The sequence below is a fragment of the Hydrogenobaculum sp. 3684 genome (assembly GCF_000213785.1).
Lineage (GTDB): Bacteria > Aquificota > Aquificia > Aquificales > Aquificaceae > Hydrogenobaculum.
In genome coordinates this window covers 859431-883954 of the sequence record NC_015557.1, presented here as the reverse complement: position 1 = coordinate 883954, position 24524 = coordinate 859431, and the positions used below count along the sequence as shown (strand labels likewise).

The following is a 24524-nucleotide window of genomic DNA, read 5'->3' as shown; positions in this document are numbered from 1 at the left end:
AGATAAAGACCTAACCCTTTGCGCCGATAACATATATGGGGTCTTGGGCTTCTTACTTCCAGACCAATGTAGGGGATAACCAAGGATTTGTTTTTAAAAGCTTTTGGACATACACAAATAAACCTTTATGTGGTAAACTTATTTAATAACGTTTACGAGTTAAGGGACCAAGGTATAGGGGTTTTTGGACCCCAATACCCTAAATTTTAGAGGAGGTTTTATGAAAAAGGTGCTTTTTGCTTTTGGTATATTGGCTTTTGGTGTAAGTATAAGTTTGGGAGATCCTATAAAGCGCATAATAAATGAATACAGCAACGCCACTTATAGAGTAAGAAACGACGATATTATAGGCGATTACATAAGACAAAACATAGATTACGCCAACAGGGGATTTCGCCCCGCTTCTTACACTTACAAAACCTACGGAAAGTCTTATTCTTATAAAGATATAAATAGAAACTTTATAGAGAGATTAAAAGAAGTGGCTTTTCAATATCTTGGTATACCTTATAGATTTGGTGGTAATTCAAGGTATGGTATTGACTGTTCGGCTTTTACTCAAGATGTATTTAGACAGCTTGGTATAAACTTACCACGCACTGCCAGGGAACAAGCAAGGCTTGGAAAACTCGTAAGACATCATCTAAAACCTGGAGATTTGCTGTTTTTCTCCACATACGCTCCCTATCCGTCTCATGTAGGTATATATATAGGAAACGGCAAGATGATAGAAGCCTCTTCTGTATACGGCAGGGTGATAGTGGACGATGTTGCCAACGACCCTTATCTGACGAGACATTTTTTGTTTGCTAAGAGGATATTGCCATAATTTAGTTTTTTTAAAGCTTGATTTATGTTAAAAGTCCAAAACGCAGGGGTTTTAAGCAAAGATTATTTAATCTCTTTTTTCTTGTTTTTGGCTTTTTTAATAAGCAAACTCTACCCTTGATATGGAGATAAAAATTATACCCTCTCCCATTCAAAACTAACTATATTCTTCTTCTCTTTGCTAAATTCTATCCCTATTAGATAGATCTCTTTGTACTTACCCATGTACTTCTCATAATATCTTCTTTCTTTTATCTGTTTTAGAGCTAAACCCTCTTCTTTGTCTTCTACCACCTTAAACTCTATTATATAAACGCTGTCTTGGTTAAAGACACTTAGATCTATCTGACCTTTATTTGTATTGTCTTCTGCTATCACATTTAGCCCTGCTCCGTTGAAAAGTGCATATACGATAGATGCATAAAAACCTTCGTATGAGTCTATATCGTTTTTTCTATACCAATCATGTGGGATGCTGGCAAAGAATGTGTATATAGCATCTTTTAGTTTGTCTATATTTTTCTCTTTAAGAATTTGTCTTATATTAAACTCTGTTTTTGTTATCTTACTAGCATCGAAATCTAAATAAAAAAGAAGAGCGTTGTTTAAGCTTTTTCTTACTTCTAAGTTTGGATAGGACAGTATATACACCCCGTCTTCTTCCATAAACTCTTTTATGGTAAGATAACCAGCTTGAAACAAAAGATTTTCTACCCTTATATTATCCACATCAAGGTTTGACAAAATCTCATCTCCTACTTCAAGGTTTTCAAGCTCTGGGATGTAGTATCTATTTTTCATAAACATCTTAATAAGAAATGTAGGTGTCCCTGTCTCAAACCAGTAAGGTTTAAACATTTTCTTATCAAACAAAAGCAATATATCAAAAGGATTGTAAACACTCTCTCCAAGCCAAGCGTAGCCGTTGTACCAGACTTTTATCTTTTCTTTATCAAAATCCTTTAATCTGTCTTCAAACACACTTTCAAGCTCAGATTGGGTATATCCGCAAACAGTGGCAAAGCTTGGGTCTATGGTTATATCGTTTAGCTGGTTTAAACCGCTAAAGATTGATACTTTTGAGAACCTCGATACACCTGTTAGAAAGGCAAGCTTTAGATAAGGATCGGAGGGCTTTAGTATCTCAAAAAACTTTTTTAGTATATCTCTATTTCTTCTTGCTTTTTCTATATCTTCTATTACATCAAGTATAGGTTTATCGTATTCATCTATAAGTACCACTACTTTTTGATTGTATTTTTCGTATAGTTTTTGGATGAGCTCTTTAAATCTTAGTCCCAATATCTCTTCTTCTAATGTTATTTGATGCTCTTTTGCTACAGCTTTTAGGAAAGAGTCTAATGATTTTATAAGATTTTCCTCTGTATCAGGATAAGCTTGGCTTAAATCAAGCTTTATAATAGGATACTTTTTCTCCCAATCCCAATTATCGTACAGATATAGCCCTTTAAATAGTTCTTTGTTGCCAGAAAATGCTTCTTTTAGTGTATCAAGAAAAAGAGATTTACCAAACCTTCTGGGACGTGATAGAAAATAATATTTACTCGTTAGCTTTGGTATAAAATGTGTTTTATCTACATAGTAAAAACCACCTTCTATAATATCTCTAAATGTTTGTATGCCTATTGGTAAATATTTCATAATATGATTATAACATTATTTATTTTAGGCTTTTAAAAGCCAAAAAACCCTTTGATAGCTTAATTGGTGTATAGCCTAAATGTTTTAAAGGTTTAAGGTCCTCGTTTTCTCCTAAGACAAGAAACGTATATTTGTTTGATAGTTTTTCCATCGTACTTACTATGTCAAGGGGTTTGCCAAAAGCCCTTTCTATAGTGGCTTCAAAGGTTTTTTCTAAACGAGTGGCATCTTTGCATAAAACCTCGTAATTTAGTCCAAGCTTAACTTTTATATGCTCTAAAAAAGCACATTTTTTTGCCACAACTTCTATTAGACTAACTTTTAGATCCTTATCAAGGATAGAAAACACCACACCTAAAAAACCAGCTCCAGCTCCTACATCTGCTATTTCTTTTATATCAAAATCTTTTAATTTGTAAAATATCTCTTCAGCGTCTTTTATGTGTCTTTCAAAAATCTTTGATTCATCGGCTTTTGATATAAGCTTATGTACCTTGTTCCATTTTAGGATTTCATTTATATATATTTCGTAAGCTTTATCTCTATTCATAAGTTAATTATATTATGCTATAATATATAGCTTGAAAACTTTCTATAGAAGGAGTGATTGTTATGAAAAGGGTTAGTATTGAGCTTTTAGAAAGAGAAGCTTCTACAAAAGGTGATAAAAAAAGCAAGAGAAAAGAAGGGCTTGTGCCTGTAGAGATCTACGGCAAAGGCGTCCAAAATATACACGCTTACATGAGAATAAAAGACCTAGCAGCCATGCCTCACGGTACTACGTTTTTGATAGAAGCAAAGCTTGGTAACGAAGTATTGCCTTGCCTGTTGAAAGATATTCAATACGGATGGCTTGGAGATAATCCGGTGCATGTAGATTTGTACAACATATCAAACGTTACAGAGACCGATGTAGAAGTACCCCTTGAGTTTGTTGGTACTCCAAAAGGTGTAGAGCTTGGCGGTACCCTTGAAATACACCTTCACAGCATAGAGTTAAAGGTAAATCCAAGAGAAATACCAGACAAAATTGTTGTAGATATATCAGGCGTAGGTTTAGGCGGAGTTTTGCACGTTAAAGATTTAAATATACCGGCAAATTGTAGGTTGATGGAAGATCCGGAAGAAGTGGTGCTTGTAGTGGCAGAACCAGAAGAAACTAAAGAAGGCGAAGAAGAACAAGCTCAAGAAGCTGCTACCAAATAATGATAAAAGCTTTAGTGGGGCTTGGAAACCCAGGCCCCAAATACAAAGACACCAAGCACAACATAGGTTTTAAAGTAATAGACGAAATAGCTTTTAAATTGCATTTAAAAAATCCAATAGAAAAATATATGTCTATAGTTTTTCATATAAAAGAGAAAGATGTATATCTTATAAAACCACAAACCTTTATGAACAACTCTGGTATAGCACTTAGGCAGTTTGTGGAAAAAACAAAGATAGCGCCGAGTGATATACTTGTAATATACGATGACATGGATTTACCTATAGGCACTATAAAAATTAAGCCAAACGGAGGTTCTGGAGGTCACAACGGAGTGGAGTCTATTATAAGGGAGTTAAGAACCCAAGATTTTCCTAGGCTTAGAATAGGCATAGGAAGACCAGCTTCAAAAGAAGAGGTCACAAACTACGTTTTAAGTCCTTTTGAATACAAAGATACGCCTATTGTAAAAAAGACGATAGAGAAAGCTAGCGAATGCGCTATAAGAAGCTTAGAAGAGCCTTTAGAGTATGTTATGACTTTATGCAATACAAAAAGCTCTTAAAGTTTTTACCTATTTTAATAATTTCTGCTATAAATTTAAGTTGCTCTTCTATAACCTCTACGATAAACTATGAAGCCTACAAATTTGGCATAGAAAAATCTAAAGCTCCCTTAAAATATCTTGCAGACAGGATGGCTTATCATACATGTCCAACATTCAAAGTATATAACAAAACTTATACTATACCTGTGGTGGCTGTAATGACTTATGTGGATTCAAACAACATAAACTATACGAGCGCTTTGGGTAAAACACTAACAGAGCTTTTTAAAGATGCTCTTATAAGAGAATGTCATGTGAAAATCATAGAAATAAATTTATCCAAGTATGTGACGGTAAATTCCCATGGTGATGTAGCTCTTTCTTCCAATGTAAACGATTTGAGGACAAAATTTAGAACCTCTTACATATACCAAGGGATGTATACACTTACAAGACATCAGCTCATAGTATACACGAGACTTATAAACCTAAGAACAGGCAACATAGACAAAGCTTATACGGATGAAATACCAGTTAACGACGAGATAAGAGAACTCCACGACGAATAGTCATTCTTTGTTTCCAAAGAATTTTTTATATAAAAATATATTAAAAGCCATAATAGACGAATATATAAAAAACGGTAAACCCACATATGAAAGCTCCCATAAAAAGCTCGTTAAAAACGTTCCAATCGATGAAGCTCCCAATCTTGATATTTGATTTAGGCTAAAAGCCCTCGCCATTTCGGAAGCGTCCACCATCTCACTCATCATGGATTGCTGGATTGGAAGCGCCAATACTCTAAAAGAAGGATAAAGGCTATAAAGGATCAAATCTATGTATAGGTTTTTTACAAGTGGCATAAAAAATATCATTAGAGTGCCTATGGTTCTTGTAAGTATTATACTTTTAAGATTACCAAGATGTCTATACAATATGTTGGCAAAAAGGGGTGCAAAAGAAGCCAAAACTCCGCCCACAAAAGCCCAGGAGGCCATATCTGATTTTTTTATATGATAAACTATTATAAAAAATGGAATCAAAAATGGTGTTATAAGCCCTTGGGAAAAGCCGTTTAAAAACCCTACTACCGAAAACTGACCTATGGTTTTTTTACTGGTAAGAGTATCTATCCGACCTTTTTTGTGATAGGCGTCTATAGGTATTATGAAAAGTATGCCAACAAAAGACAGCAAAGAGGCTATCAAGAAAGCATCCTTATCGTTTGGAATATATTTTACCAAATAAGCTCCAAAGGCCCCAGATATACCTGTTAGGAAAGTGAATACAGAATAGGCAAACACTCTTTTTTCTTTTGGAATTATATCTGTGGCTAAAGCGTTTACCATAGGCATCACAGCCCCACCAACCCCACCGCTCATTAAAGAACCAGTAGCAGAATATCCACCTAAAACAGCACTTAAAAAAGCAATCACGTAAGAAGCCTTAAAATAAACAAGTATCCCACTGATAGGTAAAAGCAAAGATATCAATATAACGGCGTTTTTCCTATGCCACACATCCGCTATTACACCGCCCACCACAGATAAAAGCGCTGTTGAGATGGTAGCCAAAGCGTATATAATCCCTAAGTATCCTATGCTTTTATGGAAATCTTTTAAAATAAGGTAAGGGAAAACCACCATAATAATCCCACCAGCGATACCCCTTAAAACCCTAAATATAGAAATATAAGCTATGTTTTTATACATTTAAGCCATATCTTTGAACTCTTTAAATATATAAAGAGCATCGTGAGGACCTGGTGAGGCCTCTGGGTGAAATTGCACAGAATAATAAGGTATATTTTTGTGGATCATACCCTCTATGGTGTTGTCTAAAAGGTTTATATGTGTGACTTCCATAAAATCTGGTAAATCTTCTACGGCGTAATTGTGATTTTGAGAAGTTATCATCACTCTATTGTTTCTCATATCCTTGACAGGATGATTGGCTCCGTGATGCCCAAATTTTAACTTGTAAGTTTTAGCTCCGATTGCCAAAGACATGATTTGATGACCAAGGCATATTCCAAATACAGGCTTTTTCCCAAAAAAATGTTTGGCTATGGCAATACCATTTAGTACATTTGCTGGGTCTCCGGGTCCATTTGATAAAAACACTGCATCTGGATTCATAGCTTCTATATCTTCTTTTGGTGTGTTTGCTGGTACTACTGTGCAGGTGATGTCATTTTCTACAAGATATTTTATTATACTTTGTTTTACACCAAAATCCACCAATACAAAGTGTTTTGAGCTTTTATAAGCATGAACTGTATAAATTTTATCTGTAGTGACCTCAGATACCAAATCAAGAGAAGATATATCTTTTACCATTTTCACTTTTTCGTATATAACTTTTGGCTTTAGGTCTATAGTAGATATAAATCCTCTGGTAACGCCCCTTTCTCGTAGTATTTTTACCAAAGCCCTTGTATCTATATTTGATATACCTACTATGTTGTGCTTTTCAAGATAAGAGGATAGAGTGTCTATAGACGTATGATTGCTATCTATTTTTGATATTTCCCTTACTACAAAACCTGCAACTTTTGGGGAGTCTGATTCTACATCGTTGTTGTTTACGCCGTAGTTTCCTATCTGGGGGTTTGTCATCACTACTATTTGGCCTTTGTAAGAGGGATCTGTTATAATCTCTTGATAACCTGTGATGGCTGTGTTAAATACCACTTCTCCAAAACATTCACCAGTTTTACCAAAGGATTTGCCTATAAAATATGTACCATCTTCAAGACATAAGATTGCTTTCATTAAAAGCTTATTATAACATAGTATTTTTTCTAAAAGCTTTAAAACAGTATAATATATATCATTAAATATATTTATAAAAAGTTTATACTTTTTTTATAAAATTACGATATAATATATATAGCTTGACAAAGGCAGTATTAGATGCTATACTTTAGTTAAAGGAGGAGAAAGCTATGAATAGGTTTCTTACAATGCTGGCACCAGCCATAGGACTGGGGTTCATGCTTTATGCAGCAAGCGCGCACGGAAATGAAGGAGCAGGTGTGTATTTAAACCCAGAACCAGACACCTGTAACAATGGCGCTTATTGGATTACATGTATTGACATCAACAAGATCAAAGCTCTTGGTAAAGAAGAGCACAAACCAGCCCCTCCACCACCTCCACCACCCCCACCTCCACCACCTCCACCTCCACCACCTCCACCTCCACCACCACAAACACCACCACCTCCACCACCTCCAGTAAGTAAGCCAATAGTAAAACCACACGCTATGTACGGTTATTACAGAGTAAAACCATGCGATACTCTTTCTACAATAGCTCAAAGGATTTACGGTACCCAAGTATATTGGCCATCAATCTATGACCTAAACAGAAGAGCCATAGGTAGAGACCCATGGATATTAAGGGTAGGCATGAGGCTAAGATACTTAGTACACCTCACACCAGCAGAAAAGGCAAGGGCAAGACGTGAGTTCAACTACTGGACACTCAAGTACAAAGACAGAAAACGCAACCCTCTATGTATACTCAACGGCAAACCAGTAGAAGTAAAATCTCACGCCAAACACATGGCAAAAACCGCCAAAAAAGCTCACGAAAAAGCTAAAGCTGCAGCTAAGAAAGCCAAGAAGAAATAATCGTAAGTTTTCATAAAGCCAAAGCCCTATGGCCGGTTTAACCGCCGGTCTTGGGTTTTTATATGATATATATAACAGATGAAGAAATAGATAATTTTATCAAGGATGATGTTCCTTATTGGGATATAACAACAGAACTTTTAAATATAAAATCTTCTGCCAGCATAGCTATATCCAATAGAAAAAAAGAATGTGTTCTTTGTGGTACAGAAGAAGCTGCGAGGATAGCCGAAAAGTTAAACCTACAAATAAATTTTGTTAAGCCGTCTGGTAGTGTTTTAAAATCTGAGGAAACGTTTTTTGAAGCATCAGGAGATGCAAAAGATATACATAAAGCCTGGAGAATATGTCTAAATATATTAGAGTATATGTCTGGTATAGCTACACAAACCTACGAAATGGTAAGAAAAGCTAAAAGCGTAAGAGAAGACATAGAAATAGCCACTACTAGAAAATTGATAGGCTTTAACAAAGGTTTAACTATAAAATCTATTTTGATAGGTGGAGCAATCCCTCATAGGCTTGGTTTATCTGAAAGTATATTGATTTTCGATCAACATAAGGTATTTTTTAAGACCCATGAAGATTTGGTAAAAGCCATTAAAATTTTAAAGCAAAGAGCAAAAGAACATAAAGTATGCGTAGAAGTTTCTTCCTTGGAAGAGGCTTTAGGCTTTATAGATATAGTTGATATGATACAATTTGATAAACTTAACCCTGATCTTTTAGAAAAGGCTGTAAGACACATAAAATCTATAAAACCAGAAATGGTTATTTTAGCGGCTGGCGGTATAAATATGTCAAATGTAGAGCAGTATGCTGGTACTGGTGTAGATGCACTGGTTACCTCAAGCCTATACCAAGCGCCCATGATGGATTTCAAGGCAGAAATAAGACCTTTATAATATTATCTATCTATGATATAAATCTTATGCTATAAATCTTTATATTTTAGCATATATATTGATGTTGACATTTTTCAAAAAGCGCTATATACTAAAATATAGTTCGGTTTAGATATGCTAACTTTTTATACAACAAAAGTTGTTGATAGGAGGTAAGATATGGTAAATTTAGCGTGTGCACCAAACTTAGAAGGAATAATTGATAAGATAACCGTTGCTGCAAATATTCCAACTATTGTAACAATAGGAGAAAACTGCCTAGTTTATCAACGCTCGCTCATAAGTTCAGCTGAAAAGCCTTATGATATATTTTTAGCTGCAGATATAGAATCCGCTAAAGAATTAGTTGACCTTGGCATAGGCTCTGACTTGAGGATATACGCCAGAGGAAGACTTTGTTTGTTTGCTTTTGATAAAAAACCATCTTTAGAAGATATAGAAAAAGCACATCTTATTGCTATACCAGACCCCAGTGTTGCACCTTATGGAAGAGCTACTTACGAATTTCTGAAAAATACAAACCTATTAGACGAACATAAGCTTATATTTGGTAGAAATCCAAAAGAGGTTTTGAAAATCCATAAAGATAGAAAAACTGACTTGGCGTTTTTGCCTCTTTCTTTTGTGCTGGCAAATCTAAAATCAGAAAACTATTTTGAATTGGACATTTCTTACTACAAACCAATAGAGCAGGCAGGTGTGATTGTTAACAGAACAAATGAGGCTATTTTGTTGTTTGATTTTATAACAAATAGCGAGTTTGCAAAAAATATCTTTAAGGAGTATGGGTTATGAGTATAAGAAAGCTTTCTTTTCTTTTGGTGCCGTTGATTTTGATATCTTGCTCTAAAAAACCTGAACTATCAACGCCAACAAATTCACAGGTCAAAACTTAAAATACGCCGTATTGTTTCCCATGGCTTTACCTTTTTGTTTTATGCTAAAAGCTCAAGATGGTATAGTAGGATATCCTGGAATGAATAGAAAGGCTATACCGTTTTTTGCCGGTAATCTTATCTTAAAAGAAGATCCGAATTTTATAAATAAAACTGTGGACATAGGTAATCCTCATGTTACAAATTTGGAAACCATAGAAAGCCTTAAGCCGTCGTTAGTAATAACCGCTCCTTTTGGTATATACACATTATAGCGATTTTATAATTTTGATGAAATATGGTAGAATAGTGGCTTTTAAGGATAAATGATTTAGTTTAAGCTTTTGGATATATGTCATCTAAAATATCTAAACCGCATCGAAGTTGATATAGCCAGTTTAAAAATTTGTTTACATTTTCTCCCTTAAATATCTTTCCATGCTGTGGAGCTATCATATTTACATTTCTTTTCCTTACTTGTTCTACCCATCTTCTACAGACTATATTGCTTTGCATGTATATTTTATGAAAAGATTCCATTTTTGGTAAATGTTCATCAAAATCTTCCACAAATATACCTTCTTCTTCGTTCGTGACAATAGAGGCTCCTATATCTCCACTAAACAAAATACCAGATTTTTTATCGTAAAGGGAGAAATTTCCTACACTGTGAAGGAAATGGGCTGGTATAAACTCAATTTCATTACCGCTAGGTAGGATTATACTCATACCATTATCAGGAATTTCTTTTATTTTAGTCATATCTTTTATGCCGAAGTGAGATATAAATCTTTTCCATAGTTTAGATATGTACACATCTGCTTTAGTATTTGCCATAAGCATAGTTATACCGGAAGCTAAATCGGGATCTTGGTGAGAATAAAATACAATTTTTATATCATCAGAACTAACATAATCAAGTATTGAATCGTAAACTTGGAAAAATGAATATATACTGCCTGGGTCTATTAAAACTGCATAGTTTTTCTCTACAATCATATACTCGTTGGTCCATATATAATCTCCGCTAAGTCTCATGCCTTTTAACAATATAAACTTATGATTTCCATCGTCATATAACTTTATACAATTTACCATCCTCTTATATATTATGTAAGTTTGTTTTTGTAAATATATATACCGCCCCCTTCTTCTATGTGGACCATCACTTTGTCGCCAATTTTTAATCCCCATTCTGTAACCATTTTCTTTGGTATAACGGCTGAAAGCTCTAAATTTTTGAACTTTACCATTATAGAAGCTCTAAATTCACCTACGTCTAAATCTGTTACAACACCCTTAAATAGAGTATATTTCGTTACAGGCTTCAAGCTCATGCTCCAAACACCCCACTATTTTACCATTCTCTAAAAAATTTACCACATACACCACTTGTGTTTGCAAAAATCTACCTATGTCTATCACCACTCCTTCAGCGCCTTTTGGTAGAAGTAGCTCACCCCAGGGTAACACTGGGAATGTGCCGTCATTTCTTATTTTTTCTTGGTTTTTACAATATCACCCACTTTAAACTTTGGCTCTATCATTTAAACCAACCTCAAAGACAACATTTGGTTTTACTACATCTTGATGTACTTTAAACAGCCTTTCTTTGAACGGACTATCAGTGCTTTGAAAATCCGAATAAGCTTTTACTAAGAAATCTATCATCTTCTAATAGGCTTCTTCTTCAGAGGATACAGATAAAGAATCTATATAAACTTTAAACTTTTGTAAAATATGTAGTCTAAAAGGTTTTAATATATGCTCTTCATAGGGTATCTTGAAATAATCAAAAAATTCTTCTGCGCTACTTAGCTTTTTTATATCTTCAAACAAACTCATACACTCACCTCCTTTCATATGTTATTTAGCAATTGTCATGCCATTATCAATTCTAGAAAATGCATTGCTATATAAGGTTTTTATAAGATTGTAATGAAATTTACAACCATATAACAATTGTTATAGTTATTACAATAATGTAATATTTTTTACATTAAAGAATATTCTTCAAACTCTTCTTTGGATAAAAGCTTTTGATCTTCCACTGAAAAAACTAAATCAGATAATCTTACAACATCTGTAAGATCATGAGCTACAAATATTGTATAAAACTTATGCATCTTTGAAAATTCCAATATCTTATCTTGAATAAAATGCTTTGTTTTTCTATCAAGGGCTGAAAAAGGCTCATCCATAAGTAAAACTTTTGGAGCTCTTGCTATAGCTCTTGCTATTGCCACCCTTTGACGCTCGCCACCCGATAGTTTATTTGGGCGTTTATCTTTTAGATGTTCTATGTTAAAAGCTTTTAAAATCTCTAAAGCATTTTCTTTTGAAGAGGCATAAGCTACATTCTCAAGCACGCTCATATTTGGGAAAAGTGCAAAATCTTGAAATACAAATCCTATAGAGCGCTTCTTGGGAGCTAAAGATAAATTTTTATCAAGCCATACCTCACCATCAACTACAATCTTACCCTTAGCTTCTTCTAAACCGGCTATTGCTCTTAAGGTTGTGGTTTTACCAATGCCAGAAGGGCCTACTATACCAAGTATTTGGCTTTTAGAAAGGTTGATTTCAAATTTAAAAAACTTTGTTTCAATACTTATTTCCATCATCTTTCTTGAAACCTTTTTAAAATTTGTAAAAAAATAAGTGTACTCATAGCTATTGCAAAGAGTATCAAAGCTGTGATGTTTGCTTGTTTATAGTTTAGTTCTTGTACATAATCAAATATAGCTATAGAAGCGGTCCTAGTTTTACCAGGAATATCACCCCCTACCATAAGCACAACGCCAAACTCACCGATGGTATGAGAAAATACAAGCACCAAAGCACTTATTATAGAATATTTGGAGTTTGGTATTATAACTTTTAGAAGCGTGTAAAACTTTGATTTTCCAAGTGTATAAGAGGCTTCTATGATAGATTTTGGCACAGATCTAAAGCCTGACACTACCGGAGAAACAGCGAAAGGCAAGCTGTATATGATAGAACCCAAAAGAAGACCGTTAAAGTTAAAAAGAAGATGTATACCAATGTTGTTTAACAACCTTCCCAATGGGCTTTGAAGCCCAAATATATACATGATATAAAACCCAAGCACAGTGGGAGGAAGCACCAAAGGGCTCATGATAAAAGGTTCTACGATATCTGCCAATACGCTTTTACTAAAAGCTAAAAAATAGGATATAAAAATTCCCACCACGCCGAGGACTATCGTAGTGGATATAGCCACTTCAAAGCTTATCAAAAAAGGGCTGTAATCTATCATCTTGGTATGCCGTATCCAAAAGATTTCCAGATGCCTATCGCTTCCTGGGAATATAAAAAGTTAAAAAATCTCATGGCAGCGTTTTTATCTTTTGTTGATTTTATTACAGCAGCGCCTTGTACGATAGGTTTATAGCAAGCTTGAGGTATAAGGTAAAATTTACCCTTACTATGAAGCTGTGGTGCCAAGATAAGAGAATAAGAAACAAGTCCCACATCTGCATTTTTAGAAGCTACAAACTGAGTAGTTTGGATTATATTTTCACCGAAAATTATTTTATCTTTAACCTCGTTGTACACATGATAACAATGAAGTGTAGATATACCAGCAACCCCGTAAGGGGCTACTCTTGGACTTGCTATAGCCACTTTTTGAGCTTTTAAGAAAGCAAGTTTTGGATTATCCACATCTATATTTTTTGTGGTAAAAAGAGCAAGTTTGCCTATGGCGTAAGCTCTTGGTTTGTAAGATAAACCTTGTTTATAAAGAAGCTCAGGAAAATGTGTATCCGCAGACATAAATACATCTATAGGATAACCAGCCCTTATTTGATTGTAAAAGTTACCAGAAGCTCCGTATATAAACTTTAATTTGTCTTGAGGATATTCTTTCTCATAAAGTGCTGTCAAATCTTGCAATACAAATCTAAGATCAGCAGCAGCTGCCACTGTAATTGTAGCACCAAAGACTATTTTGCTTGCTAAAAGCCCAAAAACTATAAACTTTTTCATAAAATCATCTCCTAAATTACATAAATCATTACGTTTGAGGCTTTTATTATGACATAAACCGAAGAGCCCTCTTTTATACCAAGCTCTTTCAAAGACTCTGTAGTGATTACAGAGCTAATGGTAAGCTCAGCTCCTATGTCTACTTTTACAAGGCTATTTACATCAGATTCCACTATCTGTTTGACGTCACCTTTTAAGATGTTTCTTACGCTCAATGGATATAGTTTTTCTACTTCCTCCCCTACTCCCAGTATAACATCAGAGGACTTTACAATAGCCACCACGTCTTTACCAGGTTTTAAGTCTATGGTATCTACCGCTTCTGTAGTTATTACAGACTTTATTGTGGCGCCGTTTCTTATTGAGATTACAACCTCTGAAACCGCTTGGGCTTTTTCTACAGCGCTTACTTTTCCAAGAAGCTGATTCCTTGCGGACAATTTCATATCTAATCTCCTTATAACGTATAAACTTTCTAACTCTTCTTCTTTTAAAAGCTCCAAAAACTTTTGGTATTCTTCTTGAATACGCTCATAATGCTTAAGAAGTCTTTTGCCGTATGGTGTAAGTATAGTTTGCCCACCATCTTTACCACCAGCTTTTGTATAAACAACAGGCTCTTGGGCTAAGTTATTTATAGACTGTATATGGTCCCAAGCTGCTTTATAGCTCATCTTCATCTCTTTTGCAGCTTTTGATATAGAACCGTATTTGTCTATAAGCTTTAAAAGCTTATAACGACCTTGTCCAAAGAAACCTTCACCGTCTTTGTTTATAAAGATATCACCTTTAATTTCTATCATAAGCAATATTTTATATTAAAATACCGTCCTCAAAGCCAACGTATAGTCCCAAAAAGACTACCCTTGTGGCCTCTAACCCACGTTTGCATTTCCTTACCATTGTGTAGGATATGTCTTGAATTGTGCAAACTCATCGTTTGAAGCTTTTAGCAAGATCGCATCGGCGTTATGGCTTAATATATATAACCCACTAAAAAGCAAAATACTACTACCTACTTTGTACCTCATTGTTTTTCCTCCTAAATATACTTTAAAGTACTTTAATCTTTCGTTATGTATAGTTTAACATAACGCTCTAAGAAATACAATGATATATATCATATCTTGGGTTTTAAAAGAAAAGATGGTCTGAAGGTAAGACTTAATTTCTATACCTTCAAAAAAGCCCATCTTTTACTCCCTCACTCATTCACCCATGTTTTTTAAAATACAAATCCAGCTTCTAAACCAAGCCTTATTTGAGTATTTTTTGTAGCTGTAGTATCAGATGGTGAGGTGTAATAGTAAGCTGAAGCTACGTTTGTAATATGGACATAAGATACTTCAGGTCTTATGAAAAATTGCTTATATTTGTATTCTGGTGTTATAGTGATAGAATAAACGTGAGCTCCAAGACCAAAGCCCATTATATCGGTGCCAGAGCTTCCTTCTTGATCATACTCGGTCCTCGCATTCAAAGACCATGCATCGTTTATATTGTAAGTGGCATAACCAGCTATACCAAAAGCGTGGTTTGATTGAGTATTCACCGATGGATCTGTCTCGGTAGGCACATGTACATACATAGAATCAAAGGCAAATGTAAATTTAGATAATGTATAAGAACCAGTGAGTTCATACTCTTGTTTGTTGGCAGGATTGGCTGTTGAGTTTGGTTTTGTACTTTTATCTGGATATATAAAGTTAAAGCTTATAGAGGAGTTTTGATTTGGAGCCAAACTAAAAGAGCCTTCTACAGCTAGTTTGTTCTCAGAGTAAAAACCATCGTTTAGTTCAATATTACCTGAAAAGATACCTTTTGTGTAAGTAAACCTAATACCTCTACTTACTACAGGTTGCATACCCCAAAGTATGCTTCTTTGGATATCTATGTTTTGATAGGTAAAAGCTGACTCATATCCTATCATCGTAGGAAGCTTACCAGCTTTTATAGATACGCTTGAATTTGGATCAAACTCCAAGTAAGCTATGGGCAAAGCAGAGTATAGATCTGTGTTATATCCGCTTTGGGTGGTTTTGGCCGTGGTTTCACCTACTGTAGGAAAAGCGTAAGCACCAGCTACTATAGTAAACCTTACTACACCGTCTGGTTTTGATATATTTACAAGGGCGTTTGATATATCGTAACGATTTTTCTTATCTCCATTAGGAGGAGGAGTAGAATTTGGAGGTACGTTGTTTGAGTAAAGGTAGTAGCCACTTACAGCACCGTCTATATTTAGCTTGCCAAAAGCCCCTTCATCTAGTTGGAAGGCATAAGCCCCCCCGAAGGAGAGGGGGAGAGATAGGATGGCCAAGGCCATAAAAAAGCGTTTGTAATTTTGTTTGTAAGTTTTAAAGTTTTTCATACAATAAACCTCCTTAAAATGTTAGTTGTAAGCTGTTTCACCATGAGCTACTGAGTCAAGACCTTCTACTTCGTCTTCTTCTTTTACTCTTATACCCATTAGGATATCAACCACTTTGAAGATTATAAGGCTCATTACAAATGAATATGTCATCGTAGACATAGCTGCTATTAGCTGTATTACTACTTGGTGGGGGTTTCCATACAAAAGACCTTTACCAGCAGGGTTTATAGATGGATCTGCAAACACACCCGTTAAGATAGCTCCTAAGAAACCAGCCACTCCGTGAACACCGAAAGTATCCAAAGCATCATCGTAGCCAAGTTTTGGTTTTAACCAAGATACTGCAAATACAGGCACTACACCAGCCACTATACCTATTACTATAGAACCCATGATGTTTACATAACCTGAAGCGGGAGTTATAGCTACCAAACCTGCTATAGCACCAGAAGCCATACCTAGTGTAGTGGGTTTACCGTGGAGCAACCATTCTGTTACCATCCAAGCTATAGCTGCCATAGCTGTAGCGGTGTTTGTTATAAGCCATGCGCTAGAAGCTATACCATCGGCTGCTAATTCAGAACCAGCGTTAAAACCAAACCATCCAAACCAAAGAAGACCAGCTCCAAGTATTGTATAAGCTACATTGTTTGGTATAAGCTGGGTGTTTTTACGTTTGCCAAGCACCAAAGCACCTGCAAGACCAGCTACACCAGCGTTTATGTGAACAACGGTACCACCTGCAAAATCAAGGGCTCCAAGCTTAGCTAACCATCCATTTCCCCATACCCAGTGAGCTATAGGTGCATATATGAGGGTTATCCAAAGAGGCACTATTACAAGCCATGCGCTAAACTTTAGCCTTTCTATAATAGAGCCACTAGCCAAAGCTACTGTTATAGCTGCAAACGTAAGTTGGAATCCACAATATATAAACTCAGGTACTGTAGTAGAAGGATGAAGTGTGTTTGATGTCACTCCGTTCATAAAAAGATATTGCAAATTACCGATGATACCGTGCACATCTGCACCGAAGGCAAGAGAGTAAGCGTAAAGTACCCATATGACACTTGTTATAGCATAAGCCATAAAACTAAGGGCTATGGTGTTTAAAAGATCTTTTTTCTTCGCCATACCACCGTAGAAAAACGCCAAGCCTGGTATGGTCATAAGCATAACCAAAGAGCTTGCTACCAGCATCCACGCTGTATCACCGTGGTTTAGCTTTGGTGCCGTGTCGGCAAAAGCGCTTCCTGTAAGAAGCAGAAAACCTAACCCAACTTTTTTAAGCATATCTATACCTTCTTTAAAAGTTTTCATATGGCACTTTCTCCTCTTTCACCGGTCCTTATTCTTACCGTTTCCTCTACGTTGTAGATAAAAATCTTTCCATCACCCACCTTACCAGTCTGGGCAGATTTTAGGATGGTTTCTACCACCTTTTCCACTTCGGAATCTTTGACCACCGTTTCTATCTTGATCTTTGGTAGAAAATCAATAACGTACTCGGTAGCCCTGTAGATCTCCGTTTTGCCTTTTTGCTGGCCAAAGCCCTTTACCTCGGTGATAGTCATACCACCGATGCCTATCTCCACCAGTGCATCCTTGACCTCATCAAGCTTAAAAGGCTTGATGATAGCCTCAACCTTCTTCATAAGCTACCTCCTAAAAAAGTTTTCTAAATATGGTCTAGCAAATTTTATACCATATACAAAATTGTTAATATGTCTGGGAATCGCTGAAATGCTACTTTGCACTGATTGTAAATATGTTTACAAAAATGTTAACAATTGACAAGTTATAAATATTACGAACGTATGCATTGAAAGATTTAATATATTCAAGCTTTTATTTTATTTATTAAGCTTTTTAAAAATAGGCTTATGTCTTCTTTTCCATTGTTTTCAACGCTTATTAGTCTATCTGGTGGAATCTCGTCTGGGGGTTCAAAAGAGGCTTTTTGCATAAGATAGATATTAAAATCTGCATCAGATATATCTTTTCTCGTTTGAAGCCTTTGTTTTATGATGCTTTCATCGGCTTTTATTAAAATAAAATAATACTCATCGGGGAAGTTATCTACAACGAGTTTTCTTTGCCATTTTTTAAGAAACGTTGCATCTAAAACCGCATCTTTGTGCTCTTTTGCCCTTTTTATAAGCTCTTCGTAGACTTTTTTAGTGGTTTCTTTATCGTAAAAGCTTCCAAACAAAGATTTTCTAATGGCGTCTGAGCGTAGCCAATAAAAGCCCATGCCTTCTAAAATAGATGCAATGTAGGATTTACCGCTTCCAGAAAAGCCTATGGTGGCTATTTTCATTCAAAGATAACACTAAGATATGCCACTACTTTTTCAAAATCTTTTGTGACCATACCAGAATTTGTATATTCCACTGGATATACTTTTTTAACTTTATCTTTTAGGGATTCTATGGTCACCGCTGCCGGTATAAATCCACACATTGTGATGTTGTATTGGATAGCTCTTCTGTAAAGCTCTTTAGAGTCAAGTTTTGATATAGCGTCGTAAAGAAAGCTATCTTTTTTCTGGGCCTCTTGTTGGGATATGTAGTGAGACATATCAGAGCTAACTAATATGAGGGTATCATCATCTACAAAAGACGATAAAAATTTACCAAGTTTTACTATGGTCTCATAATCTAAAAATCCCAATATCATAGGTACTATGGTAAAATCTTTAAAATACACCTGTAAAAAAGGAAGTTGTACTTCTAAAGAATGCTCTTTTATATGGGCTTTGGGTTCTATCTCTATACCAAAAGAGGCTATCTTGTCTCGTAGTTCTTTGTTTATAGGTACTTCCCCAAGGGGCGTTTTCCAGGCATCCGAGCTGTCTATTGATATTACTGGGCCTTGACCGGTGTGGTTTGGTCCCATCATTATAATGTTTTTCTTTGGTTTTAGTCTTTTATAAACACTACAAGCCGTATGCCCAGAGTATATATAACCAGCATGTGGTACTATGACACCTTTTGCATCTACATCTTGGATAACCTCATTTTCGCATACCAAGTTTATGGCTTGTAAAAGTATATCCTTATCCCCCGGATAAAAAAGTCCAGCTACAGCTTCCTCTCTAATCATAAAAATATTATATAATAAAATATCTAATTTAACTGGAGGCAAGATATGGATGTCTTAGAAATTATGAAGATAATACCACACAGATATCCGCTTTTGTTGGTGGATAAAATATTGGAGATAGAACTTGGAAAACGTATAGTTGGACTTAAAAATGTAAGTATGAACGAGCCTTTTTTTCAAGGGCATTTCCCCGGATATCCTTTGATGCCAGGTGTTTATATGCTTGAGGCTATGGCTCAAGTGGGTGGAATATTGATGATAAAAAGTCTTGGGCTTGAAATAGGAAAATATGCAGTGGTGTTTGCCGGTATAGATGAGGCGAGGTTTAAAAGGCCAGTATATCCAGGAGATCAGCTTATAATGGAACTTGAAACCATATCTCTTAAAAAAACCATATCAAAAATGAAAGGAGTAGCTAAGGTAAACAATCAAGTGGTGGCAGAGGCAATTTTGATGGCAGCTGCTAGAGAACTTGAATCTATTAAAAAATGAGGGTTTTGTATACTTTTAATAAACCTTGGTATTACCACATGGCCCTTGACGGGGTTTTACTTTCTTTAAAAGCCCAAAACAAAATACCAAATACGCTTAGATTTTTGAGTTTTGATCCAGAATGTGTACTAATAGGTTATCATCAAAATCCCTACGATGAGGTAAATTTAGAGCTTTGTAAATTTTTAAATATAGATATAGGAAGAAGAAAAACAGGAGGAGGAGCTATATACTTTAACAAAGCTCAAATAGGATGGGAAGTAGTGGCCTCTTTAAAGGATTTTAATATAAAAAACTACGAGGAGCTTTCTCAATTCATGTGTGAAAAAGTGGCAAAGGCTTTGTCAAGTTTTGGTCTAAACGCCAAGTATAGACCAAGAAACGACATCGAGATAAACTCTAAAAAAATATCTGGTACTGGCGGGGTTTTACAAGATGGGGCTTTTTTGTATCAAGGTACGATACTTATAGATTTTGATCCAGACAAAATGGCCTCTTTGCTAAAAATACCTTACGAAAAGCTTCAAGACAAAAATATATCCTCTGCCAAAGAAAGAGTAACTTCTTTAAAACAAGAACTTGGTTATGCTCCATCTTTTGAAGATATTGCAAAAGCCATAGAAAAAGAGTTTGAAGAGTTTGGTTTAGAACAAGAAGATTTAACACAAGAAGAGATTAAACTTTTGAATGAGATTTCTAACAAATTAAACTCAAAAGAATGGGTATTTGAAAATGAGATTGCAGATAAGCTTATAAGCACAAAAACCATACGCACCAGAGCAGGGACTTTTAAAATAAGTTTTAAAATAGATAAAACTAAAAGGCTTTTAGAATATATAATTATAAATGGAGATTTTTTTGCCACACCACCAAGTGCTATCAAGGATTTAGAAAGCTACCTTAAATTTTCTTACTTTGATGAGATAAAACAAAAGATAAAAACATTTTTTGGCAATACAAACCTAAAAATTTCTTTTATGACAGATGAAGAGTTGTCTGATATTATTTTAAAAGCTATAAATGAATAAAACCTTATACGAAAAATATGCCGTTGTACAAAAACAAGCGGCAAATGACCTTTTAGAAATTATAAAACATTTAGACTACGAAAATGCCCTCGATGTAGGGGCTGGTACTGGATTTTTGGCTAAACACCTCAATAAATGCGTAGCTCTTGATATTGATAAAAGCCTAAAAATTTATCATAAAAGCTTTTTGGTAGGAAGCGCTGAAGAACTACCTTTTAAAGATAAGAGTTTTGATATGGTAATTAGCAATTTTGCTTTGCATTTGTGCAACACAGAGCTATCTATAAAAGAGATGATTAGGGTATCAAAAAAATATGTAGCTTGTTCTTTGCCGGTAAGGGGGAGTTTAGAAAATTGGATATACGAATTTCCAGATGAGAATAGAGTTTTTGAGCTTTTAAAATCAAAAAATATAAAAGTATTTGAAAAAAGAGTATACTATCTTGATTTTACAAAGCTTGAGCTACTTAAGTTTATTAACAAAACCGGTAAGCCAAAGAAAAAATACAGCAATTATTTCATTAGTAAATCACAGATAAAAAATACATTATTAAAAGTAGAAAATCCTTCTTTTGTTGTGTTATCATTTTTAATAGAGGTGTGAAGACATGAAAAAGATTTTTGCAATATTATCTGTGTTTGCCCTTTTGTTTTTTGCAAGCTCTTGTGTAAAAAAAAGCAGAGTGGAAGAGCATTCTACAGGCCAAACATCATCTTCTAATTATAAGTTAAACTTAAATGTACCAGTATTGGCACAGATGCAAGATGAACTTGTGCAGATTGTAAAAAGAGTCTCTCCTTCTGTGGTAACGATATTCTCTACCCAAGAGATAAACGTACCTCTTTTCCCGCAAATACCTGGTTTTGACCTTCCAACACCTTCGATACCACAAGAAACAAAAGCTCTTGGGTCCGGTGTTATATTTGAATACAACAAGCAAAACGATACATTTTATATACTTACAAACAACCATGTTATAGCTCATAGCAAAAGCGTAGTGGTAAGTTTCGGCAACAACGAGCAACATAGAGCTACAATAGTGGGAGCTGATCCAAAAACAGATTTAGCTGTATTGAAAGTAAGCGCAAAAGGAGTAAGTGATCCAAGCTCTAGAGTAGCAACGCTTGGTAATTCAGATACACTCCAAGTGGGCCAAATCGTACTAGCCATAGGTAATCCTTATGGTCTAGATAGGACTGTGACGATGGGGGTTATATCTGCTTTACATAGGAGCATAGGTTTAACTCAATATGAAAATTACATACAAACGGACGCTGCTATAAACCCAGGCAACAGCGGTGGTCCTCTTGTGAATATACAAGGCCAGGTAATAGGTATAAACTCTGCTATGGTAGAAGGTGGTCAAGGTCTTGGCTTTGCCATCCCTATAAATTTAGCAAAATGGGTATCTTCTCAAATTATAAAACATGGTTCTGTTACAAGGGGATGGATAGGTGTAATGATACAACAAGTAACACCTAGTTTAGCAAAAGCTTTAAAAGTTCAAAACGGAGCTGTGGTAGTTCAGGTTATGCCAAACGGCCCTGCAGATAAAGCCGGTATAAAAGTAGGGGATGTTATAGTGGGTATAGACAACGAAAATATAAACACTGTGCAACAGCTTCAATTTAAAGTGATGGAGACAAAACCTGGTACTACTCTTACATTTCACATAGTAAGAAATGGAAAGCCCATGGACTTAAAAGTAACTATAGGAAAAATGCCTACAAACCCAATGTCTGTTAGTGAAACTCAAACTACGACAGATATTGGTATATCTGTAGCAAACCTAACTCCACAACAGATGCAAACTTACGGCGGTGGTGTTTATGTGGTAAGCGTAGCCCCAAATAGTCCAGCAGCTGGTTCTCTTCAACCTGGAGACGTGATACTAATGGTAAACAACCATCCTGTGAACTCTGTAAATGATTTTAAATCGCTTGTATCTCAGTATGTAAAATCTGGATATGTGCTGTTTTTGGTGGCAAGGGATGGGCAAAGGTTTTATGTAAGCATACAGACAAGGTGAAACATATATAAGGGGTTTATTATGTATTCTGATAGCGAACAAGAGATTATCAATCAATATATGAAGCGAGTCTCTAGTGTAAAGCTTTTAACGCCTCAAGAAGAAAAAGAGCTTGCTAAAAGAGCGAAAGCTGGCGATAAGGAAGCCTTAAAAGCTTTAGTAGAAGCAAATCTAAGATTTGTGGTAAGCGTAGCAAAGCAGTATATGGGATATGGCATACCCTTGTCTGAGTTAATAGCGGCTGGAAACTTGGGTCTTTTAGAAGCGGCTACAAGGTTTGATCCAGATAAAAACGTAAAATTTATATCCTATGCTGTGTGGTGGGTAAGACAAGCTATAATGCAAGCTTTGTCTCAACAAACCGGAGCGGTGAGAATACCTGTAAAGCACTCTCATCTTATAAGTGCAGTGGGTCTTGCTTATAATGAGCTTTTAAAAGAACTTGAAAGAGAACCTACTTATAAAGAAATAGCAGATTATATAAACAAGAAGAATATTATTAGAGAGTTTAAAAAAGAAACCGGTTTTGCACCTACGGAAGAGGAGTTAGAGCAATCGATGAACCAAGAGCATAAGTATACTGTAACTGAAGAGGATGTAAAAAAATGCCTTCAGATATGTAAAACGCCTCTTTCTTTGGATACGCCGGTGGGAGACAATCCAGATACTCTTTTTGTAGATCTTCTTAGCATATCTGACACAGACGAGATAGAAGAGGGTGTTATAAAAGATGTATTGGAAAAGGAGTTGCACGATATAATCAGTAAACTTCCGGAGAAAGAAAGAAAAGTCCTTGAGCTAAGGTATGGTCTCAATGGCAATGAACCTCTAACGCTAAGAGAGATAGGAGATGCTTTGGGTATTTCAAGGGAAAGGGTAAGGCAGTTAGAAACAAGGGCTATTAAAAAACTAAGAAGTTTTGCTTTAAAAAGACATTTAAAAGATTTCTTAAGCTAAATGGATGGTTTTTATATAGGCTATAAGCCAGTTGGTATATCGTCTTCGAAGTTTGTACTTGATATTTCTAAAAGCCTAAACACAAAAGCAGGACACACTGGTACCCTTGATTTAGAAGCAGAAGGTATTATGATAGTAGCTCTTGGTCAAGCCACTAAGTATACACAGTATTTCAATGTACTTCCAAAAACTTACGAGGCAAAAGGTATACTTGGTATAAAAACAGATACTCAAGATATCTCAGGAAATGTTATACAAAAAATAGAAAATGTAAATATAACCTGTGAAGAGCTAAAAAGCACCATTGAAAAATTCAAAGGCAAAATAACCCAAATACCCCCCATCTACTCCGCCAAAAAGATAAACGGTAAAAAAGCTTACAAATTGGCAAGAAAAAATCAAGTCCAAAGCATAGAGCTGAAACCTATAACGGTAAACATCTATAGTATTGAGCTTTTAGAATGCGACATACCAAAGTTTTATATAAAAGCTGTTGTTTCAACCGGCACTTACATAAGAACGCTTATAAACGATATAGGAGACACTTTAAAAGTGGGTGCTACTACGCTTATTATAAAGCGTACCGCCATAGGTAAATTTGACAATGAAAGCGTAGGTAAGGTTTATTCTATTGAAGAAGGTCTTTATTTTATACCGTCTTTGGTTTTAGATCATTCTTTTATTAAAAGCCTAAAACAAGGCAAAATACTTACATATCAATCTCAGGATGGAATGTATAAAATTTTAGGGGAAGATGGTACATTTCAAGGATTAGCGCAGATAAAAAATAATCTTTTAAAAGCTGTCAGAATGCAGAGTCAATGATGACAATCATATTGACAAAATATAAAAATATGTTATTA

31 protein-coding genes and 1 pseudogene are annotated in these 24524 nt (G+C 35.3%); 14 read left to right on the top strand and 18 right to left on the bottom strand.

Annotated elements, in window-relative coordinates:
- Window positions 1–220: 220 nt before the first annotated feature.
- On the top strand, window positions 221–829 hold the full coding sequence (locus tag HYD3684_RS04765; protein ID WP_015419548.1) for a C40 family peptidase: 609 nt from the start codon (window positions 221–223) through the stop codon (window positions 827–829).
- Between the two features lie 134 nt (window positions 830–963).
- Here the strand turns inward: HYD3684_RS04765 and HYD3684_RS04760 are convergent, their stop codons facing one another.
- Both HYD3684_RS04760 and HYD3684_RS04755 read right to left on the bottom strand, forming a co-directional pair.
- Complete coding sequence (locus HYD3684_RS04760; RefSeq protein WP_015419547.1) at window positions 964–2490, bottom strand: ATP-binding protein; 1527 nt, start codon at window positions 2488–2490, stop codon at window positions 964–966.
- A 19-nt stretch (window positions 2491–2509) separates the two neighbouring features.
- Complete coding sequence (locus HYD3684_RS04755; RefSeq protein WP_015419546.1) at window positions 2510–3040, bottom strand: RsmG family class I SAM-dependent methyltransferase; 531 nt, start codon at window positions 3038–3040, stop codon at window positions 2510–2512.
- A gap of 62 nt (window positions 3041–3102) precedes the next feature.
- Here HYD3684_RS04755 and HYD3684_RS04750 point away from each other — a divergent pair, with 62 nt between their 5' ends.
- The 3 genes from HYD3684_RS04750 to HYD3684_RS04740 are packed head-to-tail and all read left to right on the top strand — an operon-like array spanning window position 3103 to window position 4813.
- Window positions 3103–3696 carry a 50S ribosomal protein L25/general stress protein Ctc gene (locus tag HYD3684_RS04750; RefSeq protein WP_015419545.1) on the top strand — a complete coding sequence of 198 codons (594 nt, stop codon included), beginning with the start codon at window positions 3103–3105 and terminating at the stop codon, window positions 3694–3696.
- On the top strand, window positions 3696–4262 hold the full coding sequence (pth, locus tag HYD3684_RS04745) for an aminoacyl-tRNA hydrolase (RefSeq protein ID WP_015419544.1): 567 nt from the start codon (window positions 3696–3698) through the stop codon (window positions 4260–4262). The genes HYD3684_RS04750 and pth overlap by 1 nt, the downstream gene beginning before the upstream one ends.
- The gene (locus HYD3684_RS04740; protein ID WP_015419543.1) at window positions 4241–4813 is read left to right on the top strand and encodes a FlgO family outer membrane protein; all 573 of its coding nucleotides are present in this window, start codon (window positions 4241–4243) and stop codon (window positions 4811–4813) included. The genes pth and HYD3684_RS04740 overlap by 22 nt, the downstream gene beginning before the upstream one ends.
- Here the strand turns inward: HYD3684_RS04740 and HYD3684_RS04735 are convergent, their stop codons facing one another.
- Both HYD3684_RS04735 and carA read right to left on the bottom strand, forming a co-directional pair.
- The gene (locus HYD3684_RS04735) at window positions 4814–5959 is read right to left on the bottom strand and encodes an MFS transporter (RefSeq protein ID WP_015419542.1); all 1146 of its coding nucleotides are present in this window, start codon (window positions 5957–5959) and stop codon (window positions 4814–4816) included.
- Window positions 5960–7021 carry a glutamine-hydrolyzing carbamoyl-phosphate synthase small subunit gene (carA, locus tag HYD3684_RS04730; RefSeq protein WP_015419541.1) on the bottom strand — a complete coding sequence of 354 codons (1062 nt, stop codon included), beginning with the start codon at window positions 7019–7021 and terminating at the stop codon, window positions 5960–5962.
- 173 nt (window positions 7022–7194) lie between these two features.
- Here carA and HYD3684_RS04725 point away from each other — a divergent pair, with 173 nt between their 5' ends.
- From HYD3684_RS04725 to HYD3684_RS04710, 4 genes are all read left to right on the top strand, one after another.
- Entirely contained in the window at window positions 7195–7884 is a 690-nt protein-coding gene (locus tag HYD3684_RS04725) for a LysM domain-containing protein (protein ID WP_015419540.1), read from the top strand.
- A 62-nt stretch (window positions 7885–7946) separates the two neighbouring features.
- Complete coding sequence (gene modD / locus HYD3684_RS04720; RefSeq protein WP_015419539.1) at window positions 7947–8789, top strand: ModD protein; 843 nt, start codon at window positions 7947–7949, stop codon at window positions 8787–8789.
- A 159-nt stretch (window positions 8790–8948) separates the two neighbouring features.
- The gene (gene modA, locus HYD3684_RS04715) at window positions 8949–9584 is read left to right on the top strand and encodes a molybdate ABC transporter substrate-binding protein (RefSeq protein ID WP_015419538.1); all 636 of its coding nucleotides are present in this window, start codon (window positions 8949–8951) and stop codon (window positions 9582–9584) included.
- 121 nt (window positions 9585–9705) lie between these two features.
- A complete protein-coding gene (locus tag HYD3684_RS04710; RefSeq protein WP_015419537.1) occupies window positions 9706–9939 on the top strand; it encodes a hypothetical protein in 234 nt (77 codons plus the stop codon).
- Window positions 9940–10000: 61 nt separating this feature from the next.
- On the opposite strand, the gene HYD3684_RS04705 is transcribed toward HYD3684_RS04710, so the two are convergent.
- The 14 genes and pseudogenes from HYD3684_RS04705 to amrB all read right to left on the bottom strand — a co-directional run bounded on the left by HYD3684_RS04705 (window position 10001) and on the right by amrB (window position 19154).
- Window positions 10001–10762 (bottom strand): MBL fold metallo-hydrolase, encoded by a 762-nt coding sequence (locus HYD3684_RS04705; protein ID WP_015419536.1) that lies wholly within the window; start codon window positions 10760–10762, stop codon window positions 10001–10003.
- 11 nt (window positions 10763–10773) lie between these two features.
- Window positions 10774–11001: an AbrB/MazE/SpoVT family DNA-binding domain-containing protein gene (locus HYD3684_RS04700; RefSeq protein ID WP_015419535.1), complete on the bottom strand. Its 228-nt coding sequence runs from the start codon at window positions 10999–11001 to the stop codon at window positions 10774–10776.
- Window positions 10964–11137: a nitrogen fixation protein NifZ gene (locus HYD3684_RS04695; protein ID WP_015471360.1), complete on the bottom strand. Its 174-nt coding sequence runs from the start codon at window positions 11135–11137 to the stop codon at window positions 10964–10966. Before HYD3684_RS04695 ends, HYD3684_RS04700 begins: the two co-directional genes overlap by 38 nt.
- Window positions 11138–11191: 54 nt before the next feature.
- Window positions 11192–11509 (bottom strand): annotated as a pseudogene (locus tag HYD3684_RS08440) (nitrogenase-stabilizing/protective protein NifW).
- Between the two features lie 149 nt (window positions 11510–11658).
- Window positions 11659–12288, bottom strand: coding sequence for an ATP-binding cassette domain-containing protein (locus tag HYD3684_RS04685; protein WP_015419534.1), 630 nt, complete (start codon window positions 12286–12288; stop codon window positions 11659–11661).
- On the bottom strand, window positions 12285–12944 hold the full coding sequence (gene modB, locus HYD3684_RS04680; RefSeq protein WP_015419533.1) for a molybdate ABC transporter permease subunit: 660 nt from the start codon (window positions 12942–12944) through the stop codon (window positions 12285–12287). Before modB ends, HYD3684_RS04685 begins: the two co-directional genes overlap by 4 nt.
- Entirely contained in the window at window positions 12941–13675 is a 735-nt protein-coding gene (gene modA / locus HYD3684_RS04675) for a molybdate ABC transporter substrate-binding protein (RefSeq protein WP_015419532.1), read from the bottom strand. The genes modB and modA (HYD3684_RS04675) overlap by 4 nt, the downstream gene beginning before the upstream one ends.
- An 11-nt stretch (window positions 13676–13686) precedes the next feature.
- Window positions 13687–14478 carry a TOBE domain-containing protein gene (locus HYD3684_RS04670; protein WP_015419531.1) on the bottom strand — a complete coding sequence of 264 codons (792 nt, stop codon included), beginning with the start codon at window positions 14476–14478 and terminating at the stop codon, window positions 13687–13689.
- A gap of 93 nt (window positions 14479–14571) precedes the next feature.
- Complete coding sequence (locus HYD3684_RS08500) at window positions 14572–14706, bottom strand: hypothetical protein (RefSeq protein ID WP_015419530.1); 135 nt, start codon at window positions 14704–14706, stop codon at window positions 14572–14574.
- A gap of 194 nt (window positions 14707–14900) precedes the next feature.
- The gene (locus HYD3684_RS04665; RefSeq protein WP_015471357.1) at window positions 14901–16046 is read right to left on the bottom strand and encodes an outer membrane beta-barrel protein; all 1146 of its coding nucleotides are present in this window, start codon (window positions 16044–16046) and stop codon (window positions 14901–14903) included.
- Window positions 16047–16067: 21 nt separating this feature from the next.
- Complete coding sequence (locus HYD3684_RS04660) at window positions 16068–17369, bottom strand: ammonium transporter (protein WP_015419529.1); 1302 nt, start codon at window positions 17367–17369, stop codon at window positions 16068–16070.
- A complete protein-coding gene (locus HYD3684_RS04655; RefSeq protein WP_015419528.1) occupies window positions 17366–17704 on the bottom strand; it encodes a P-II family nitrogen regulator in 339 nt (112 codons plus the stop codon). The genes HYD3684_RS04660 and HYD3684_RS04655 overlap by 4 nt, the downstream gene beginning before the upstream one ends.
- A gap of 185 nt (window positions 17705–17889) precedes the next feature.
- Window positions 17890–18369 (bottom strand): AAA family ATPase, encoded by a 480-nt coding sequence (locus HYD3684_RS04650; protein ID WP_015419527.1) that lies wholly within the window; start codon window positions 18367–18369, stop codon window positions 17890–17892.
- Window positions 18366–19154 carry an AmmeMemoRadiSam system protein B gene (amrB, locus tag HYD3684_RS04645; protein WP_015419526.1) on the bottom strand — a complete coding sequence of 263 codons (789 nt, stop codon included), beginning with the start codon at window positions 19152–19154 and terminating at the stop codon, window positions 18366–18368. Before amrB ends, HYD3684_RS04650 begins: the two co-directional genes overlap by 4 nt.
- A 45-nt stretch (window positions 19155–19199) precedes the next feature.
- On the opposite strand from amrB, the gene fabZ reads away from it, so the two are divergent.
- From fabZ to truB, 6 genes are read left to right on the top strand one after another with little or no spacing between them, the layout of a single operon-like run.
- Window positions 19200–19646, top strand: a complete 447-nt coding sequence (gene fabZ, locus HYD3684_RS04640) for a 3-hydroxyacyl-ACP dehydratase FabZ (RefSeq protein ID WP_015419525.1) — start codon at window positions 19200–19202, stop codon at window positions 19644–19646.
- Window positions 19643–20674 carry a biotin/lipoate A/B protein ligase family protein gene (locus tag HYD3684_RS04635; protein ID WP_015419524.1) on the top strand — a complete coding sequence of 344 codons (1032 nt, stop codon included), beginning with the start codon at window positions 19643–19645 and terminating at the stop codon, window positions 20672–20674. Before fabZ ends, HYD3684_RS04635 begins: the two co-directional genes overlap by 4 nt.
- Entirely contained in the window at window positions 20667–21278 is a 612-nt protein-coding gene (locus HYD3684_RS04630) for a class I SAM-dependent methyltransferase (protein WP_015419523.1), read from the top strand. Before HYD3684_RS04635 ends, HYD3684_RS04630 begins: the two co-directional genes overlap by 8 nt.
- A 4-nt stretch (window positions 21279–21282) precedes the next feature.
- Window positions 21283–22704 carry a Do family serine endopeptidase gene (locus tag HYD3684_RS04625; protein ID WP_015419522.1) on the top strand — a complete coding sequence of 474 codons (1422 nt, stop codon included), beginning with the start codon at window positions 21283–21285 and terminating at the stop codon, window positions 22702–22704.
- A gap of 21 nt (window positions 22705–22725) precedes the next feature.
- The gene (locus tag HYD3684_RS04620; protein ID WP_015419521.1) at window positions 22726–23661 is read left to right on the top strand and encodes an RNA polymerase sigma factor RpoD/SigA; all 936 of its coding nucleotides are present in this window, start codon (window positions 22726–22728) and stop codon (window positions 23659–23661) included.
- A complete protein-coding gene (gene truB, locus HYD3684_RS04615) occupies window positions 23662–24486 on the top strand; it encodes a tRNA pseudouridine(55) synthase TruB (protein WP_015419520.1) in 825 nt (274 codons plus the stop codon).
- The last annotated feature ends 38 nt before the right edge of the window (window positions 24487–24524 follow it).